Here is a 14,986-nt window from a genome sequence, read left to right as displayed (position 1 = left end):
TTCTCCTTGCGCGGATCGGCGCGGTCACGCCTAACGTTTGACGGCGCGTCCGACGGCAATCAGCAGGCATGCGCCGATGAAGCCGATGATCAGATAGGCGAGCCAGCCGGTGAAGTTCATGCCGGCAAATGTCAGGATCGCGTTCAGCACCACGGCACCGATGATGCCGAGAAGGATGTTCATGAACAGGCCCATATTGGACTTCATGAACTGCTCGGCCATCCAGCCTGCAAAACCGCCGATAATAATGGCTGCAATCCAGCCCACACCATTCACGTCCATACTTGTCTCCTGGGTTCAACCAATGATTTTCTTCAGCATTAAAACGAACTGGTCCGGATTTTGTTCCAGCGGCCGCGCCGCTGCATAAGCGCCACTGATGCTAAGGACCACGAAATTGAATTTGTAGCGCCTGCCCTGCTCCGCTAGAGCGATCCAACGAAACGACGCGCAAACGCAGGCGAAACAGCATGGAACAGCGGATTGAGATCGAACCGGTCACACGCGGCGTCGGCACCGCTGGCGCGCTGACCGGCGGGTTGCTCTGTCTTCTGGCCATGGCAAGCGTCCAGTTCGGCTCCGCCTTTTCGGCCCCGGCGATCACCGCCCATGGCGCCTTCGGCACGACATGGATGCGGCTTCTCTGGGCGGCCGTGATCCTGGCGATTATCGTGCGTCCGCCGATTTCAAGCTATTCCCGGGCGCAATGGCAGGCAGCCGGGCTTCTCGGTGCCGCCATGGCCGGCATGACGCTCTGCTTCTTCTCCGCCATCGAGCGCATCCCGCTTGGGCTGGCCGTCGCGATCGATTTTCTCGGGCCGCTGGCGGTCGCGACCTTTGCCTTCGGGCTCGGCTGGCGGCTGGCCTGGCCGCTGGTTGCCGGCGCCGGGGTGCTGATGCTTGCGCACGATGGCGAGGGCTGGATCGGCGATACGACCGGCATCCTCTTTGCTTTCGGTGCCGCCATCGGCTGGGCTCTCTATATCGTTCTGATGAAAAAGGCGGGGAAAGCCTTCGAAGGGCTGCAGGGCCTGTCGATGTCGCTGATCATCGCTGCCGTCGTTGCAACGCCGTTCGGGCTTCTGGACGGCGCACGGATGACTGTGGAGGGCTCGCTCAGCATCGTCGGGCTCGCGATCCTCGTGCCGCTCCTGCCCTATGCGCTGGAAATGATCGCGCTTCGGCGCATGACCCTGTCGGCTTTCGGTATTCTGATGAGCCTGGAGCCGGCCATAGGCGCGCTGGCGGGTTTTCTGGTGCTGAGCCAGCCGATGACGATGGCGCAGATCGCCGGCACGGTCCTGGTTGTCGCAGCCTCGGCCGGCGCAACGGCCACCACCGCCTGAAGCCAACCTCTGAGATCACCGTCTAACGCCACCACCACGGACAGGTGCATTTAGCGCGCGCATTTTGCAGAGCCGATGCTAGGATATGGCCGAAAGGTCCGTTTTCCCGCTTTGAGGTGCGCATGTTCCTGCTGTCCCACATGATGAAAGCGTTTATCAGGAAGGGCCGGCTGACGGTCATCGATGCCGACGGCAAGGCCCATGTCTTTTCCGGAGAGCCGGGACCCGAAGTCACCATGCGGCTGACCGACAAAAAGCTCTACCGCACCCTGGTCTTCAATGCCGAACTGGCCGCTGGCGAAGCCTATATGGACGGGACGATGCGTTTCGAAAACGGATCTAACCTGCGCGATTTCCTGGCGCTGTTTTCGATGAACCGCCTGTCGCTTGGCTCCTACCCGATCCAGAAGGCGCTGCGTGCCGTCAAGATGCGCTTTCGCAACCGGCAGCAAGCCAACCGCAAGGGACAGGCCCAGCAGAACGTCGCCCATCACTACGATGTCGGCAATCAATTCTACAAATTGTTCCTGGATGAGAACATGCTCTATTCCTGTGCCTATTTTTGCGAGGACGGCGAGACGCTGGAGCAGGCGCAGCGCAACAAGCTCCGGCTTCTGGCGGCGAAACTCTGCCTGCGGCCGGGCATGAAAGTGCTCGACATCGGCTGCGGCTGGGGAGATCTCGCGCTTTACCTGGCCAAGCTCGAGGATGTCGAGGTTCTCGGCGTCACCCTGTCGAAGGAGCAGCAGGCGCTGGCCTCGCAACGGGCCAGGGATGCCGGGCTCGAGGGCCGCGTGCGTTTCGAGCTTCGCGATTATCGCGACGTCGATGAACGCTTCGACCGGATCGTTTCGGTCGGCATGTTCGAACATGTCGGCGTCAGCCATTACGACGAATTCTTCAAGAAGCTGAACAGTCTGATGCCCGACGACGGCGTCGCGGTCCTTCATTCGATCGGCCATATGAGCCCGCCGGGCATGGCCAGCGCCTGGCTGCGCAAATATATCTTCCCCGGCGCCTATTCGCCGGCCCTGTCGGAAGTCTTTGCTGTGGTCGAGCAGAACAGCCTGTGGGTAACGGATCTGGAATTCCTGCGGGTGCATTACGCAACGACGCTGAAGCACTGGGTCGAGCGCTTCGAGAAAAACCGAGACAAGGTGGTCGAACTCTACGACGAGCGGTTCGCCCGCATGTGGGAGTTCTACCTGATCAGCTGCGAGATGATGTTCCGCACCGGCAGCCAGCTGGTCTTCCACATGCAGCTGTCGCGCAACCGCGATGCAGCACCGATCGTGCGCGACTACATCACCGACCGGCAGAAGGCCTACAGGGTGCGCGAGAAGACGCTCAATCTGTCCCTGTGACCGCGTCCGCGCCATGCGGCTGTGCGGACCACTGCAACCGCTTGTAATCGAAACCGTATTCGAGCGTCGGCTTGACCACTGCAAAGTAAGGCGAGAGATCGAAATCTCGCGGCGTATAGAGCGAGTGGTGGCGGATGTGCAGGATCTCCGAGCGGGAATAGGTCGAGGTCGCTGCCGCGCGTCCCGGCGCCCGCGTCACTTCTGGCAGGATCGGGTAGCGGATACCCTCGAAGGCCTGCGCGATCAGCGTCGAGCAGATGGCCCGCGTCGGATCGCCGGACCCGAAAGCCAGCATGCGGCGGCGCCAGCGCACCGGCACAGGTGGCGTCGGCAGGAAATAGCGCAGCATGTCGAAGATGTTCTTGAGATCGTATTTGAGGCCAAGCCGCGCGATCATGAAGGAAACAAGCATGGTGCGGTCGTCCGGCGTCAGGCCGATCGGCCGGCAGATGCGGGTGTTGTAGGTCGCATATTTGTGCAGCGGCACGGCGACGCAGCCCTCGCCCAGATTGACCTCGATCAGTTGCGGTCGATCGATGATCGGCAAAGCCGCCTGATCAAGCGTCAGGGGAATCTGGTCGCCGGCAAAGAAGGCCGCATGCGACCATGTCGACTGCGTCAGGTACTTGATCGACGCGGATACTTTCTGATTGCCCTCGACGAGCAGGACATCGCCGGGCCGCAGCGTTCGCGCCAGCGTTTCCGGATCCGACGGCGTATAGGGCTCATAGCCGGACGTCTTGGTTTCGAGCCGCCCCGCGACCACGCGCCCGAAACAATCGAGCAAGGTGTCGCGGCCCGAGGAAAACGGCTTGATGGCGGATGTCAAAAAGGAGCCTCCCGGTCGTTGCAGGTCATTCTATCCACCGCCACCCCGGCGAGTCGAGAGCAGTGCTCGTTTCAGGGCGCCCCGGCATTGACAGGCGCGCGCGAAGTTCCTAGTTTAGAATTATTCTAAATTCAGGAATTCGGCCATGCTCTCACGCGTCCTTCGCCCCACCAAGCGCCCGCTGCAATCGCTGAGCGAGCAGGAAATCCTCGGCCTCGCCATTTCCGCAGAGGAGGACGATGGGCGGATCTACCTTGCCTATGCCGACGCCCTGCGCGCCGCCTACCCGAACTCCGCCAGGGTCTTCGAGGACATGGCTGCAGAGGAAAGCCAGCATCGGCAGATGCTGATCGACCTGCATATCGCCCGCTTCGGCGACCGTATTCCGTTGATCCGGCGCGAATACATCCGTGACTTTCCCGAACGCAAGCCCGACTGGCTGATCGCCAACATGTCGATCGAGACGGCGCGGACGCAGGCTGAAGCGATGGAAGAAGCGGCGCACCGTTTCTATCTCGAGGCCGCCGGCCGCACCGGCGATGCCACGACACGCAAGCTGCTCGGGGACCTCGCACTTGCCGAAAAATCCCATGAATCGCTCGCGCGCAGGCTTGGCGAAGAGCACACGCCTGTGGATGTCAAGCAAGAAGAGGACCAGACCGCGCGGCGCCAGTTTCTGCTGACCTATGTGCAGCCGGGGGTTGCCGGCCTGATGGACGGCTCCGTCTCGACGCTCGCGCCGATCTTTGCTGCCGCCTTCGCGACGCAGGATACCTGGCAGACCTTTCTCGTCGGCCTCTCGGCCTCTGTCGGTGCCGGCATTTCTATGGGCTTTACCGAAGCTGCCCATGATGACGGCAAACTCTCCGGTCGCGGTTCGCCGCTCAAGCGCGGACTGGCCTCCGGCATTATGACCGCACTCGGCGGTCTCGGTCATGCCCTGCCCTATCTCATTCCGCATTTCTGGACCGCAACGATCGTTGCCGCTGTTGTCGTCTTCGTCGAACTCTGGGCCATCGCCTTCATCCAGAACAAATATATGGAGACGCCGTTTCTTAGGGCAGCTTTCCAGGTTGTTCTCGGTGGTGGATTGGTGCTGGCAGCAGGCGTGTTGATCGGCAACGCTTGAGCCGCAACGCAAAATGCGCCCGAATGGGCGCATTTTCAGCCATGTCTTCCGGATCGATCAGTTCCCGACGGAACCGACCAGAACTTCGGCGCCATTTTCGATCGTGACCCAGCGGCCGGTGTTGAAGGAGGCCTGGCGCTTCAGGAAGCGGTAGGGTGTCTTGGTCCAGATTTTCACGTCATCTTCGAGATTGTCGAGGATGTAGTCGCCCTGCGCGGTGCGCACCGTTAGGACCGCATGGCCTTCGCCGTCGGGCTTGCGGACGACGGTGATCAAGAGATCACCGATGGAAAAACCCTTTTCCAGCAGACGTTTGCGTTTCAGAAGGGCAATATCCTCGCAGTCGCCGGCACCGTCGGGATAGGCCCAGACTTCGTCGCGGCCATAGAGGTCCATGTCGGTGATCGGGGTGATTTCGCGATTGACGGCGGTATTGACCGCGCGAATGGTGTCCCAACCGAAATCCGTGACCCGCGGCGCAACCGAGGACCGGGACTTGATCTGGCATTCGGACTTGTATGCCTGGCAGAATTCGTAATGTCCGATCGGCTGCGATGTCACGCTGCCGGTCTGCATCCAGAGGGATGTTGCACTTTGCGCCGGAACGGCGGCGCCGGCCGATGCGAACACGGCAGCGAGCGCTGCAACGGTCCCCTTGATCCCTGTAACCTTCGCCATCCACGTCCCCTGTGGCTCGGCTAAAGGGGCGTTCATGCCCCTGTTTAACGCCGCGCAGTCTCTTCAGTTTCGACGCCAGCTTCCGCGAACTTGGTCCGGGCACTGCTCTATTCGTTAACAAAGAGTTAATGACTTTGCGGCGTTTGAGTCAATCTTGAGAAATGGGGATTGATTTATATGGTTAAGAACTGCGGCAAAAACCGCATCATCGGAGGTTCGGCGGCGGTCATGCAATGCCCAGCATCGCGCTCACCGCTTCCTTGAGCTTTGATATATCCTGCGGGCGCGACAGCCGGTGATCGCCATCGCGAATGAGCGTCATGACGACATCGTCGGACGGCAGATGCTCCATCAGTTTCAGGGCATGGGTATAGGGCACGTCCGGATCCGCCATGCCCTGGAGGATGTGGACCGGGCATCCCGTTTCGACGATCCCGGTCAGAACCCGGTTGTCTCTCCCGTCCTCGATGAGGGCCCGGGTAAAGATGTTGGGCTCGGCGCTGTATTCGGACGGCTCCTCGAAATAGCCGCGCTCGACCAGCGAGCTTCGTTCGATCTCGGTCAGCGCCGGCTCGATCAGGTCGATCGTGAAGTCCGGTGCCGGCGCGATCAGCACAAGGCCGGCGATCCGCCCACCCTCGCCCCGCTTGCGCAGCTCGGCGATCGCCCGAAGCGCGATCCAGGCGCCCATGGACGAGCCGACGAACAGCATGCGCGCCGCCCCGACATGATCGAGAACCGCCAGGCTTTCCTCCAGCCAGCGCGAGATCGTTCCCTCGGAAAAAGCGCCGCCGGAGGATCCATGGCCGGAATAGTCAAAACGGATGCAGCCGGCCCCGATCGCAGCCGCATGGCTTTCCAGTTCGATTGCCTTGGTGCCCGTCATATCCGAGCGATAGCCGCCGAACCAGACGAGGCAGGGCAGATCGTTGCCTGCCGCAGCCGGTAGCACATACAGGGCAATCCGTCGGGGCGAACCGCCGCCGGCAACGTCGATATGGGAGAGTGCTGGGGCCGGAAACGATGCGGACATCGGCATTTCCTCTTCAAAAATGACGTTTCTTGCTGAATTTCTTTCTAAAACAGATTCGCGACCTATCTGACAGGTGGTGATTTTCAAGAAGAGCTGTGCTATTGACTCGACCGCAGTAATTCAGACAGTGCAAACAACGGCAGATATTCGGGATTTTTTCCGAAAAACGCGCCTATTGCTCACGACATCGACATATCGAAACAGCTCGAGGAGAGTACGACCATTCGCAGACCGTTCAAAACGGACGCCCCGACAAAAGACGGGCCCCGCTCAAACAAGGACATCCGGGCTGCCCGGGTTCAGCTCATCGACGCCGAAGGCAACAACCAGGGCATCGTTCCGACCGACGAGGCCATCCGCATGGCGGAAGAACTTGGCCTCGACCTTGTGGAAATCTCGCCGAATGCAGAACCGCCAGTCTGCAAGATCCTGGATCTTGGCAAGCTGAAATATTCGACCCAGAAGAAGGCGGCCGAAGCGCGCAAGAAGCAGAAGATCATCGAGATCAAGGAGATCAAGATGCGTCCCAACATCGACACGCATGACTATGACGTGAAGATGAAGGCGATGAACCGCTTCTTCGAAGAAGGCGACAAGGTCAAGGTGACGCTGAAGTTCCGTGGCCGTGAAATGGCCCACCAGGAACTCGGCATGAAGCTTCTCTTGCAGGTCAAGGAAGACACGCTGACCATTGCCAAGGTGGAAGCCGAGCCAAAGCTCGAAGGCCGCCAGATGATGATGGTGCTCGCGCCGAAATAAACCGGGCGACCGGACCGACAGGATTGAAAAGCCGCCGCAGGGCGGCTTTTCGCGTTTTCGGAGAATCCCATTGCACTTTTCGGACAGCGCGGGTATAAGCCGCCGTCCGAACGGTCCGGCAGGGCATGCCGTGGCCGTTCTTTACGCTGGAGACGACCTCGTCAGTCGATCTCGATATCAAGAAAAATGGAGTAGCAAAATGCCCAAGATGAAGACGAAATCCTCTGCCAAGAAGCGGTTCAAGATCACCGCGACCGGCAAGGTCCGTGCAGCTGCCGCAGGCAAGCGTCACGGCATGATCAAGCGGTCCAATAAGTTCATTCGCAATGCGCGCGGAACCATGGTGCTGGCTGAGCCTGATGGCAAGAAGGTCATCAAGAACTACCTGCCCAACGGTCTCTGAGATCATCGGCTTTTTGGATTATTAAGGAGATCATGACATGGCACGTGTAAAACGCGGCGTAGCTGCTCACGCCAAGCACAAAAAGACACTGAAGGCGGCCAAGGGCTTTTACGGCCGCCGCAAGAACACCATCCGCGCCGCCAAGGCTGCTGTGGACCGTTCGAAGGCATTCGCCTACCGCGACCGCAAGGTCAACAAGCGCAACTTCCGCGCCCTCTGGATCCAGCGCATCAACGCTGCCGTTCGCGAACACGGCTTGACGTACGGCCGCTTCATCGATGGTCTGTCGAAGGCTGGCATCGAAGTCGACCGCAAAGTTCTCTCCGACATGGCGATCCATGAAGCAGAAGCTTTCGGCGCGCTCGTCGCCGCTGCAAAGAAGGCGCTTGAATACCTCAAGGACGCAGGCACCACCAACGAGTTTGAAAGCGCGATCAAGTAAGTCAGCGCTTCCCAACCTTGATTTAGTATTGGGAAACCCGCGCTGGCAGGGCTAGCGCGGGTTTTTTTATGGGATGAGACCGGACGTGGACGACAAATCGCAGGGTGCCGTCAGGGTGCCCGAACTCAGCGACGGCGATATAGCGACGATGCTGGCAGCGCTTGCCGGCGGGTCGCTGCGTGTCGAACGGGTTCAGCTGTCGGACCGGATCGTCTGGATCAAGCGCTATCGCGGATCGGGCCTGAGGCTGGGCGCACGCCTGCAGGGGCTTGTCGCGGCTCTGACGCGACAGCCTATCCTTCGCTCGTCGCCACTGTTGACACCCGAACAGGCAATCGACCGCGAAGTGCGCCAGATCGCAGCCTTCAGCCGCGCCGGCTTCCTCACCCCGACCATCTTTTACCGCAGCAAAACCGCGCTCATCCTCTCGCATCTCGGACGCCCGATCAGCAAGCAGATGGGCATGCTGGCGGCTGCAGACAGCGACGCCCATGACGAACTCCTGGTGCGCTGCGCGCTGGAACTCGGCCATCTGCATGCCGCCGGTCTCTGCCATGGCCGCCCGCATCCCCGCGATTTCATTCTGGACGACGGGCGCTTCGGCTTTCTCGATTTCGAGGAAGAGCCGGCCGCCGTCATGCCGCTTGCGGTGGCGCAGGCGCGCGATGTCTGGCTGCTGTTCCTGCAGATCGCCAGCCGCTGCCTGAAGCCGGAAACGCCACAGCGTGCCTATGCCGCGTGGAAGACCGTCGCCCCGGCCGAGGCGGAAACCGCGCTGCGCCAGGTCATGCCGCTGTTTGCAGGCTTTCTGCCGCTGGCCCGTTTTCTGCTGCGGCTGCGGCGCGGCCACGACCTTGTCCGCTTTATCGCGGCCACCGATTTTCTGGCGTCCGCCACGGCGTCCCGACCCCAAACGCAATAATCGCACAAACACACTGACGGATGATTTCCTCTTCCCGCATCGAGGCACGACAAGCATGAGCGAACTGGACACACTTGAACGGACACTGCTGGCCGAGATTGCCGAAGCCGGCGACGAGGCGGCCATCGAAGCGGTGCGCGTCGCAGCGCTCGGCAAGAAGGGCTCGATTTCCGATCTCCTGAAAACGCTGGGCACGATGACGCCGGAGGAACGCCAGACCCGGGGCGCGGCCATCAACGCGATGAAGACGCTGGTGACCGAGGCGATCACGGCGCGCAAGGCGGACCTCAAGGATGCCGCGATCACCGCGCGGCTGGCGCGCGAAACGGTTGATGTCAGCCTTCCCGTCCGCTCCTCGCCGGCCGAGCGCGGCCGCATCCACCCGATCAGCCAGATCGTCGACGAGATCACGGCAATCTTCGCCGACATGGGTTTTGCCATGGCGGAGGGTCCCGACGTCGAGACAGACTATTATAATTTCACCGCGCTCAACTTCCCCGAGGGCCATCCGGCCCGCGAGATGCACGACACGTTCTTCTTCCAGCCGGACGAGAATGGAGACCGCAAGGTGCTGCGCACCCACACCTCGCCGGTGCAGATCCGCACGATGGAAGCGCAAAAGCCGCCGATCCGCATTATCATTCCCGGCAAGACCTACCGGCAGGACTCGGACGCCACCCATTCGCCGATGTTCCACCAGGTCGAAGGTCTGGTGGTCGACACCAAGGCCAATGTCGCCAATCTGCGCTGGGTGCTGGAGGAATTCTGCAAGACCTTCTTCGAGGTCGACAAGGTGACGATGCGGTTCCGCCCGTCCTTCTTCCCCTTCACCGAGCCATCCTTCGAAGTCGACATCCAGTGCGACCGATCGTCGGGGCCGATCGTCAAGTTCGGCGAAGGCACCGACTGGATGGAAATCCTCGGCTGCGGCATGGTGCACCCGAACGTGCTGCGATCAGGCGGGCTTGATCCCGACGTCTACCAGGGCTTTGCCTTCGGCATGGGTCTCGACCGCATCGCCATGCTCAAATACGGCATGCCGGACCTGCGCAACTTCTTCGACGCCGACGTGCGCTGGATGACCCATTACGGATTCAGGCCACTCGACATGCCGACGCTGTTCGGTGGGTTGAGCGTTTAACCGCAGCGCTATTTCTGGCCGCCAGGCCGCCTGTTTGACGAGAAGAGAAGACCGATGAAATTCACACTCTCCTGGCTGAAAGAGCATCTCGACACGGATGCCACCCTCGAACAGATCTGCGAGCGCCTGACGGCGATCGGGCTGGAGGTCGAGCATGTCGATGACAAGGCGGCCTACAAGCCGTTCGTGATCGCCAAGGTCGTTTCGGCGGAAAAACATCCGCAGGCCGACAAGCTGCAGGTGCTGATGGTCGATACCGGTGCCGGCAGCCCGGTGCAGGTCGTCTGCGGTGCGCCGAATGCGCGCGCCGGCCTCGTCGGTGCCTTTGCGGCGCCCGGCGCCTATGTGCCCGGCATCGCTGTGACGCTGTCGGTCGGCACGATCCGCGGCGTCGAGAGCCGTGGCATGATGTGCTCGGAAAAAGAGCTCGACATGTCCGACAGTCACGACGGCATCATCGATCTTCCCCAGGACGCGCCTGTTGGAACCAGCTTTGCATCCTATGCCGGTCTGGACGATCCGATCATCGAGATCAACCTGACGCCGAACCGTCCGGACTGCACCAGCATTTTCGGGATCGCCCGCGATCTCGCCGTCTCCGGCCTCGGCACGCTGCAGGCCGCAAAGACGCCATCCTTCACGGTTTCCGGCGAGACGCCAGTCAAGGTCAAGCTCGACCTCGGCGAAGATACCCATCTCTGCCCCGGCTTTGCCCTTCGCCTCGTGCGCGGCGTGAAAAACGGCCCAAGCCCGCGCTGGATGCAGCAGCGGCTGATTGCCATCGGCCTTCGCCCGATCAATGCGCTGGTTGATATCACCAACTACATGACCTTCGACCAGGGCCGGCCGCTGCACGTCTTCGATGCCGCCAAGGTCAAGGGCGATCTCGTCGTGCGGCGTGCCGTCGAAGGCGAAAAAGTTCTGGCGCTCGATACCCGGGAATACACGCTGTCGCCGGCCAATGTCGTGATATCAGACGAGAACGGCATCGAATCGATCGGCGGCATCATGGGCGGCGAACATTCCGGCTGTGACGAAAACACCGTCGACGTGCTGATCGAATCGGCCCTCTGGGACCCGATGAACATCGCGAAATCCGGCCGTGGCCTCGGCATCATCACCGATGCGCGTTACCGTTTCGAGCGCGGCGTCGATCCTGAATATATGGTGCCCGGTCTCGAGCGCGCCACCGAACTGGTGCTCGACCTTTGCGGCGGCACGGCGGCAAAAGCCGATGTCACCGGTTACGCAGGCTACACGCCGAAACAGATCGACTTCCCGATCTCCGAGGTCAAGCGCCTGACCGGCCTGACGGTCGATGCGAATGAGAGCATCGCGATTCTCAAAAGCCTCGGTTTCGGGGTTTCGGGCTCGGGCGAGACGGTGAGCGTTTCCGTGCCCTCTTGGCGCCCGGATGTCGATGGCAAGGCCGATCTGGTCGAAGAAGTTCTGCGCATCCACGGCGTTGACAAGATCGCGCCGACGCCGCTCGAAAGCCACGGCGCCGTCAGCGGCAAGATCCTGACGACGCTGCAGATCCGCACGCGCGTCGCCAAGCGGGCGCTTGCCGCGCGCGGCATGCTGGAAGCCGTCACCTGGTCGTTCATCTCCAAGGCGCAGGCCGAACTGTTCGGCGGCGGTTCCGCCGCGCTGTCGCTTGCCAACCCGATCGCCGCCGACATGTCCGACATGCGGCCGTCGCTGCTGCCGGGCCTGCTGACGGCAGCCGGGCGCAATGCCGACAAGGGTTTTGGCGACGTGGCGATCTTCGAAGTCTCCGGCACCTATGAAAACGACACACCCTCGGGCCAGCGCCGCGTTGCCGGCGGCATCCGCCGTGGCACGGCTTCGCTCGCCGGGGCCGGTCGCTCCTGGTCGAACGGCCTGAAGGGCGGCGGCAAGCCGGTCGACGTCTTCGACACCAAGGCCGATGCGATTGCGGTTCTCGAAGCCTGCGGCGTGCCGATGGGCAATGTCCAGTTCGAAGCCGGCGGCCCGTCCTGGTATCATCCCGGCCGCTCCGGCACGATCAAGCTCGGCCCGAAGATCGTTCTCGGCCATTTCGGCGAGTTCCATCCGAAGGTGCTGGAAGCGCTCGACGTCTCCGGCGCGCTCTCAGGCTTCGAAGTCTTTCTCGACGCCATGCCCGAGCCGAAGAAGAAGGCGACCCGCACCAAGCCGGCGCTGGAGCTTTCGCCCTTCCAGGCCGTCAAGCGCGACTTTGCCTTCGTGGTCGACAAGTCCGTCGAAGCCGGCGCCATCCTCAAAGCCGCCTCCGGCGCCGACCGCAAACTGGTCACCGGCGTCAACGTCTTCGACATCTTCGAGGGCGCTTCGCTCGGCGACGGCAAGAAATCGGTCGCCATCGAAGTCGTCATCCAGCCGGCGGACCGCACCCTGACGGACGAGGATTTCGAAGCTTTGACGGCCAAGATCATTGCCAATGTGACGAAGAACACGGGTGGGGTTCTGCGGGGGTAAGTGAGTTAGTTAAGAGGGGCGATTTTTCGCCCCTCTCGATACTCTGGTTGCGACTCGCCGCCGTGCTGTCGCGATGACCACGGAGCAAAGGTCTGTTGCACCAGAGGCAGACACTGGCACGGCTCAAATGACTGACCGATTTGGAGCCGGGAGCAGACTATCCGATGTTGGAGTGTAGTAGGGGAAGAGCCGACGTTCGCGCATCATGCGCAACTGTCCGCGTTCAACCCATTGAAGTCATTTCGACTTGAGGCCCTACCATTCCCCGCAGTGACATCGGGTGAGGCTGTTCTAGTGAACGGCGTCGCGGAGAGCTAACGAAGCGTAAGCAACGTCTAGCTCCCGCCTCGATGACACACCGATACTGCCGGAAGCCTATCCAATTACGTGGTCTCAACTATCCGGTTACTTCTCGACGACGGTTCCAAGGCTGCTTGCCGGAGCCTTCAGCGCCGTACATGCTGAGACCCAGGCATTGGCGTCATCGCCAAGGGCAGTTCTCAACCAGGCCAGCGTCATGCGCTTCGTCGCTTCCAGCGCATCCGGCGCCTCGACCTCGGTCTCCTTGGCGTCGAGCCCGGCGATGCCGCCAAGGCCGTGGCCTACTCCGTGAAGGGTCAGAAGCGCATGCCCACCAACAGCGTCATGGTAAGCATCGGCGTGCCAATCCGGGCCACGGGGCGTAAAATGCGGATTGTCGTCTGCCCCGCAAACGACCAGGCTTGGCGTCGTCAGGTGTGCGAAGTCGAGGTCGAAGAACGGAAAGCGTGCGGCGTTCTCTTCCGTTAGATCCTTTCCACCACGTCCGGGAGTGGTGAGAAGAATCCCGGCCTTGATGCGTGGATCGCGAAAAGTCTCTCCGTGCAGTCGTGCACCCAATAGCAGGCTTACGGTGTGGCCACCGAAAGAATGTCCTGCCGCCGCGATGCGGTCATGGTCAAGTCGGCCAGAGACGGCCGGCGCGCGCGCTTCGATCTCTGACAGCCGGTCGATGACTGTCCGTATCTCAGCGACGCGCTCGCGCCAGAAGAAGGGCGCTCCTTCGGCGTCTTCAGAAAGGCCGCCGACGCGGGAGCTCGCATGGGTGGGCTGGATGACGGCAAAGCCGCGCTCCGCCCAGAACTGCGCCAAATGCGCGTAGCCGTCCTTCGACGGTACGTAGAATGACGGTCCCAATCCATGCGACAGAATGACGACGGGAAGGCGATCGCCTTCTGCGGGTGCCGTCAAACGCAGTTCCAGAGGCGGCCGTCCGTCGATTTCGAGGCGGATCGGCGAGTAGGCTATCGTGAGGGCTCCTTCGGGGGTCGGGATACGGCGCGCGGTGTCGATCAGATTGTTCGTCGTCATGTGTGGTCTCCTTGTGCAGCACTAGGATGGACGACGGAAACAGGATTATCTATATCTGAACGTACGCACCTATTTAGTAAAGGTCCAGAAATGCCCGACCCACTCGCCGAGATCGTCTCGCTTCTCAAGCCCGTGCCATCGATCGCCAAGCTGGTTACGGCCGGCGGGGCATGGTCGGTCGAGCGTCGCGAGCTTGGTAGTCCGTTCTATTGTGCGATTGTGGAAGGACGCTGCCTGCTGACCATCGCCGGCAGATCGCCGATCATCCTTGAGTCCGGGGATTTCGTTCTCGTGCCGCAAATCCACGCATTCACGATGAGCAGCTTTCAACCGCCTCCGCCGGGCACGTTACCGCGACGGCTGGAGACCGGTCCCGGCGTCTTCCGCCTCGGCGATCCGGACGCACCGGCCGACGTAACGGCCATGGTGGGTCACTGTTCCTTCCTGGCGAACGACACGCAGTTGCTGAGCTCGCTGCTGCCGGACATCGTTCATGCCCGCGGCGAGCGGCGGCTCATGGCTCTCGTCGGGATGATTCACGCCGAGATGGTCGGCGGACTTGCAGCGCGGGACATGATCCTGAGCCGGTTGCTGGAAGTTCTCTTCATCGACGCTCTGCGGAGTACAGGAGGGGCCGAGACATCTCCCGGACTGTTGCGTGGCCTTTCCGACATCCGGCTGGCTCCAGCGCTGCGACGCATTCATCATGACCCGAGCACAGGCGTGTCCGTCGAGGAACTGGCAGAGACCTCCGCAATGTCAAGGTCGGCATTCTTCGACCGCTTCCGAAGGCAGGTGGGCGTCCCTCCGATGGAATACGTGACGGGCTGGCGCATGGCGCTTGCAAAAGACCTGTTGGTTCGGCAGGAGGCGCCGCTGGTCGAGATCGCAACACGGATCGGTTATGCTTCCGCCAGCGCGTTCAGCGTCGCATTCACACGGCATGTCGGCGTGACGCCGGGCGTTTTCGCCCGAACAGACTGACCTCGACAGCCTGCCTCGCCGCCCATTTTGCGCTGGTTCTGCCCTGCAATGTCCGCTTCGAAGGCGCACAGGCGACACAAGACCGCCGTGGAGCATGTCCGCTTTCGGGGACGCGAGGTGATGAC

15 protein-coding genes are annotated in these 14,986 nt (G+C 61.6%); 10 read left to right on the top strand and 5 right to left on the bottom strand.

Annotation, left to right across the window (positions count from 1 at the left end):
* Positions 1 to 30: 30 nt before the first annotated feature.
* Positions 31 to 282: a GlsB/YeaQ/YmgE family stress response membrane protein gene (locus AX760_RS16090; RefSeq protein ID WP_071833936.1), complete on the bottom strand. Its 252-nt coding sequence runs from the start codon at positions 280 to 282 to the stop codon at positions 31 to 33.
* Positions 283 to 470: 188 nt separating this feature from the next.
* Here AX760_RS16090 and AX760_RS16085 point away from each other — a divergent pair, with 188 nt between their 5' ends.
* Together AX760_RS16085 and AX760_RS16080 are read left to right on the top strand one after the other, a co-directional pair.
* Positions 471 to 1,346: an EamA family transporter gene (locus AX760_RS16085; protein WP_071833935.1), complete on the top strand. Its 876-nt coding sequence runs from the start codon at positions 471 to 473 to the stop codon at positions 1,344 to 1,346.
* A 122-nt stretch (positions 1,347 to 1,468) separates the two neighbouring features.
* On the top strand, positions 1,469 to 2,710 hold the full coding sequence (locus tag AX760_RS16080) for an SAM-dependent methyltransferase (RefSeq protein WP_071833934.1): 1,242 nt from the start codon (positions 1,469 to 1,471) through the stop codon (positions 2,708 to 2,710).
* On the opposite strand, the gene AX760_RS16075 is transcribed toward AX760_RS16080, so the two are convergent.
* Positions 2,694 to 3,539 carry a C40 family peptidase gene (locus AX760_RS16075; RefSeq protein ID WP_245295036.1) on the bottom strand — a complete coding sequence of 282 codons (846 nt, stop codon included), beginning with the start codon at positions 3,537 to 3,539 and terminating at the stop codon, positions 2,694 to 2,696. The two genes, AX760_RS16080 and AX760_RS16075, sit on opposite strands and share 17 nt — an antisense overlap.
* 145 nt (positions 3,540 to 3,684) lie before the next feature.
* Between AX760_RS16075 and mbfA the strand changes: the two genes are divergently transcribed.
* Entirely contained in the window at positions 3,685 to 4,668 is a 984-nt protein-coding gene (mbfA, locus tag AX760_RS16070) for an iron exporter MbfA (protein WP_071833933.1), read from the top strand.
* Positions 4,669 to 4,725: 57 nt separating this feature from the next.
* Here the strand turns inward: mbfA and AX760_RS16065 are convergent, their stop codons facing one another.
* On the bottom strand, positions 4,726 to 5,346 hold the full coding sequence (locus AX760_RS16065; protein WP_071833932.1) for a transglutaminase-like cysteine peptidase: 621 nt from the start codon (positions 5,344 to 5,346) through the stop codon (positions 4,726 to 4,728).
* A 226-nt stretch (positions 5,347 to 5,572) separates the two neighbouring features.
* Positions 5,573 to 6,379 (bottom strand): alpha/beta hydrolase, encoded by an 807-nt coding sequence (locus AX760_RS16060; protein ID WP_071834036.1) that lies wholly within the window; start codon positions 6,377 to 6,379, stop codon positions 5,573 to 5,575.
* A gap of 222 nt (positions 6,380 to 6,601) precedes the next feature.
* On the opposite strand from AX760_RS16060, the gene infC reads away from it, so the two are divergent.
* The 6 genes from infC (at position 6,602) to pheT (ending at position 12,527) form a co-directional block, all read left to right on the top strand.
* Entirely contained in the window at positions 6,602 to 7,138 is a 537-nt protein-coding gene (gene infC, locus AX760_RS16055; RefSeq protein ID WP_083531213.1) for a translation initiation factor IF-3, read from the top strand.
* Between the two features lie 199 nt (positions 7,139 to 7,337).
* The gene (gene rpmI / locus AX760_RS16050; RefSeq protein ID WP_071833930.1) at positions 7,338 to 7,541 is read left to right on the top strand and encodes a 50S ribosomal protein L35; all 204 of its coding nucleotides are present in this window, start codon (positions 7,338 to 7,340) and stop codon (positions 7,539 to 7,541) included.
* Positions 7,542 to 7,578: 37 nt separating this feature from the next.
* On the top strand, positions 7,579 to 7,983 hold the full coding sequence (gene rplT, locus AX760_RS16045; protein ID WP_071833929.1) for a 50S ribosomal protein L20: 405 nt from the start codon (positions 7,579 to 7,581) through the stop codon (positions 7,981 to 7,983).
* A gap of 85 nt (positions 7,984 to 8,068) precedes the next feature.
* Positions 8,069 to 8,905 carry a BUD32 family EKC/KEOPS complex subunit gene (locus AX760_RS16040; protein ID WP_083531212.1) on the top strand — a complete coding sequence of 279 codons (837 nt, stop codon included), beginning with the start codon at positions 8,069 to 8,071 and terminating at the stop codon, positions 8,903 to 8,905.
* A gap of 55 nt (positions 8,906 to 8,960) precedes the next feature.
* Entirely contained in the window at positions 8,961 to 10,046 is a 1,086-nt protein-coding gene (gene pheS, locus AX760_RS16035; RefSeq protein WP_071833927.1) for a phenylalanine--tRNA ligase subunit alpha, read from the top strand.
* A 54-nt stretch (positions 10,047 to 10,100) separates the two neighbouring features.
* A complete protein-coding gene (gene pheT, locus AX760_RS16030; protein ID WP_071833926.1) occupies positions 10,101 to 12,527 on the top strand; it encodes a phenylalanine--tRNA ligase subunit beta in 2,427 nt (808 codons plus the stop codon).
* Between the two features lie 405 nt (positions 12,528 to 12,932).
* Here pheT and AX760_RS16025 read toward each other — a convergent pair whose 3' ends face one another.
* Positions 12,933 to 13,877 carry an alpha/beta hydrolase family protein gene (locus tag AX760_RS16025; RefSeq protein WP_071833925.1) on the bottom strand — a complete coding sequence of 315 codons (945 nt, stop codon included), beginning with the start codon at positions 13,875 to 13,877 and terminating at the stop codon, positions 12,933 to 12,935.
* 90 nt (positions 13,878 to 13,967) lie between these two features.
* Here AX760_RS16025 and AX760_RS16020 point away from each other — a divergent pair, with 90 nt between their 5' ends.
* Entirely contained in the window at positions 13,968 to 14,861 is an 894-nt protein-coding gene (locus AX760_RS16020; RefSeq protein ID WP_071833924.1) for a helix-turn-helix transcriptional regulator, read from the top strand.
* Positions 14,862 to 14,986 lie beyond the last annotated feature (125 nt).

This window comes from Pararhizobium antarcticum (genome assembly GCF_001885585.1).
Lineage (GTDB): Bacteria > Pseudomonadota > Alphaproteobacteria > Rhizobiales > Rhizobiaceae > Pararhizobium > Pararhizobium antarcticum.
The sequence above is the reverse complement of the archived record's forward strand: the minus strand, read 5'-3'. Positions and strand labels throughout refer to the sequence as shown.

Excerpts from the sequence above, each read along its gene's own strand:
- AX760_RS16025 (WP_071833925.1), bottom strand. The coding sequence starts at position 13,877 with ATGACGACGAACAATCTGATCGACACCGCGCGCCGTATCCCGACCCCC.
- rpmI (WP_071833930.1), top strand. The coding sequence starts at position 7,338 with ATGCCCAAGATGAAGACGAAATCCTCTGCCAAGAAGCGGTTCAAGATC.
- AX760_RS16020 (WP_071833924.1), top strand. The coding sequence starts at position 13,968 with ATGCCCGACCCACTCGCCGAGATCGTCTCGCTTCTCAAGCCCGTGCCA.
- AX760_RS16080 (WP_071833934.1), top strand. The coding sequence starts at position 1,469 with ATGTTCCTGCTGTCCCACATGATGAAAGCGTTTATCAGGAAGGGCCGG.
- pheS (WP_071833927.1), top strand. The coding sequence starts at position 8,961 with ATGAGCGAACTGGACACACTTGAACGGACACTGCTGGCCGAGATTGCC.
- AX760_RS16065 (WP_071833932.1), bottom strand. The coding sequence starts at position 5,346 with ATGGCGAAGGTTACAGGGATCAAGGGGACCGTTGCAGCGCTCGCTGCC.
- mbfA (WP_071833933.1), top strand. The coding sequence starts at position 3,685 with ATGCTCTCACGCGTCCTTCGCCCCACCAAGCGCCCGCTGCAATCGCTG.
- rplT (WP_071833929.1), top strand. The coding sequence starts at position 7,579 with ATGGCACGTGTAAAACGCGGCGTAGCTGCTCACGCCAAGCACAAAAAG.
- pheT (WP_071833926.1), top strand. The coding sequence starts at position 10,101 with ATGAAATTCACACTCTCCTGGCTGAAAGAGCATCTCGACACGGATGCC.
- AX760_RS16085 (WP_071833935.1), top strand. The coding sequence starts at position 471 with ATGGAACAGCGGATTGAGATCGAACCGGTCACACGCGGCGTCGGCACC.
- AX760_RS16090 (WP_071833936.1), bottom strand. The coding sequence starts at position 282 with ATGGACGTGAATGGTGTGGGCTGGATTGCAGCCATTATTATCGGCGGT.
- AX760_RS16060 (WP_071834036.1), bottom strand. The coding sequence starts at position 6,379 with ATGTCCGCATCGTTTCCGGCCCCAGCACTCTCCCATATCGACGTTGCC.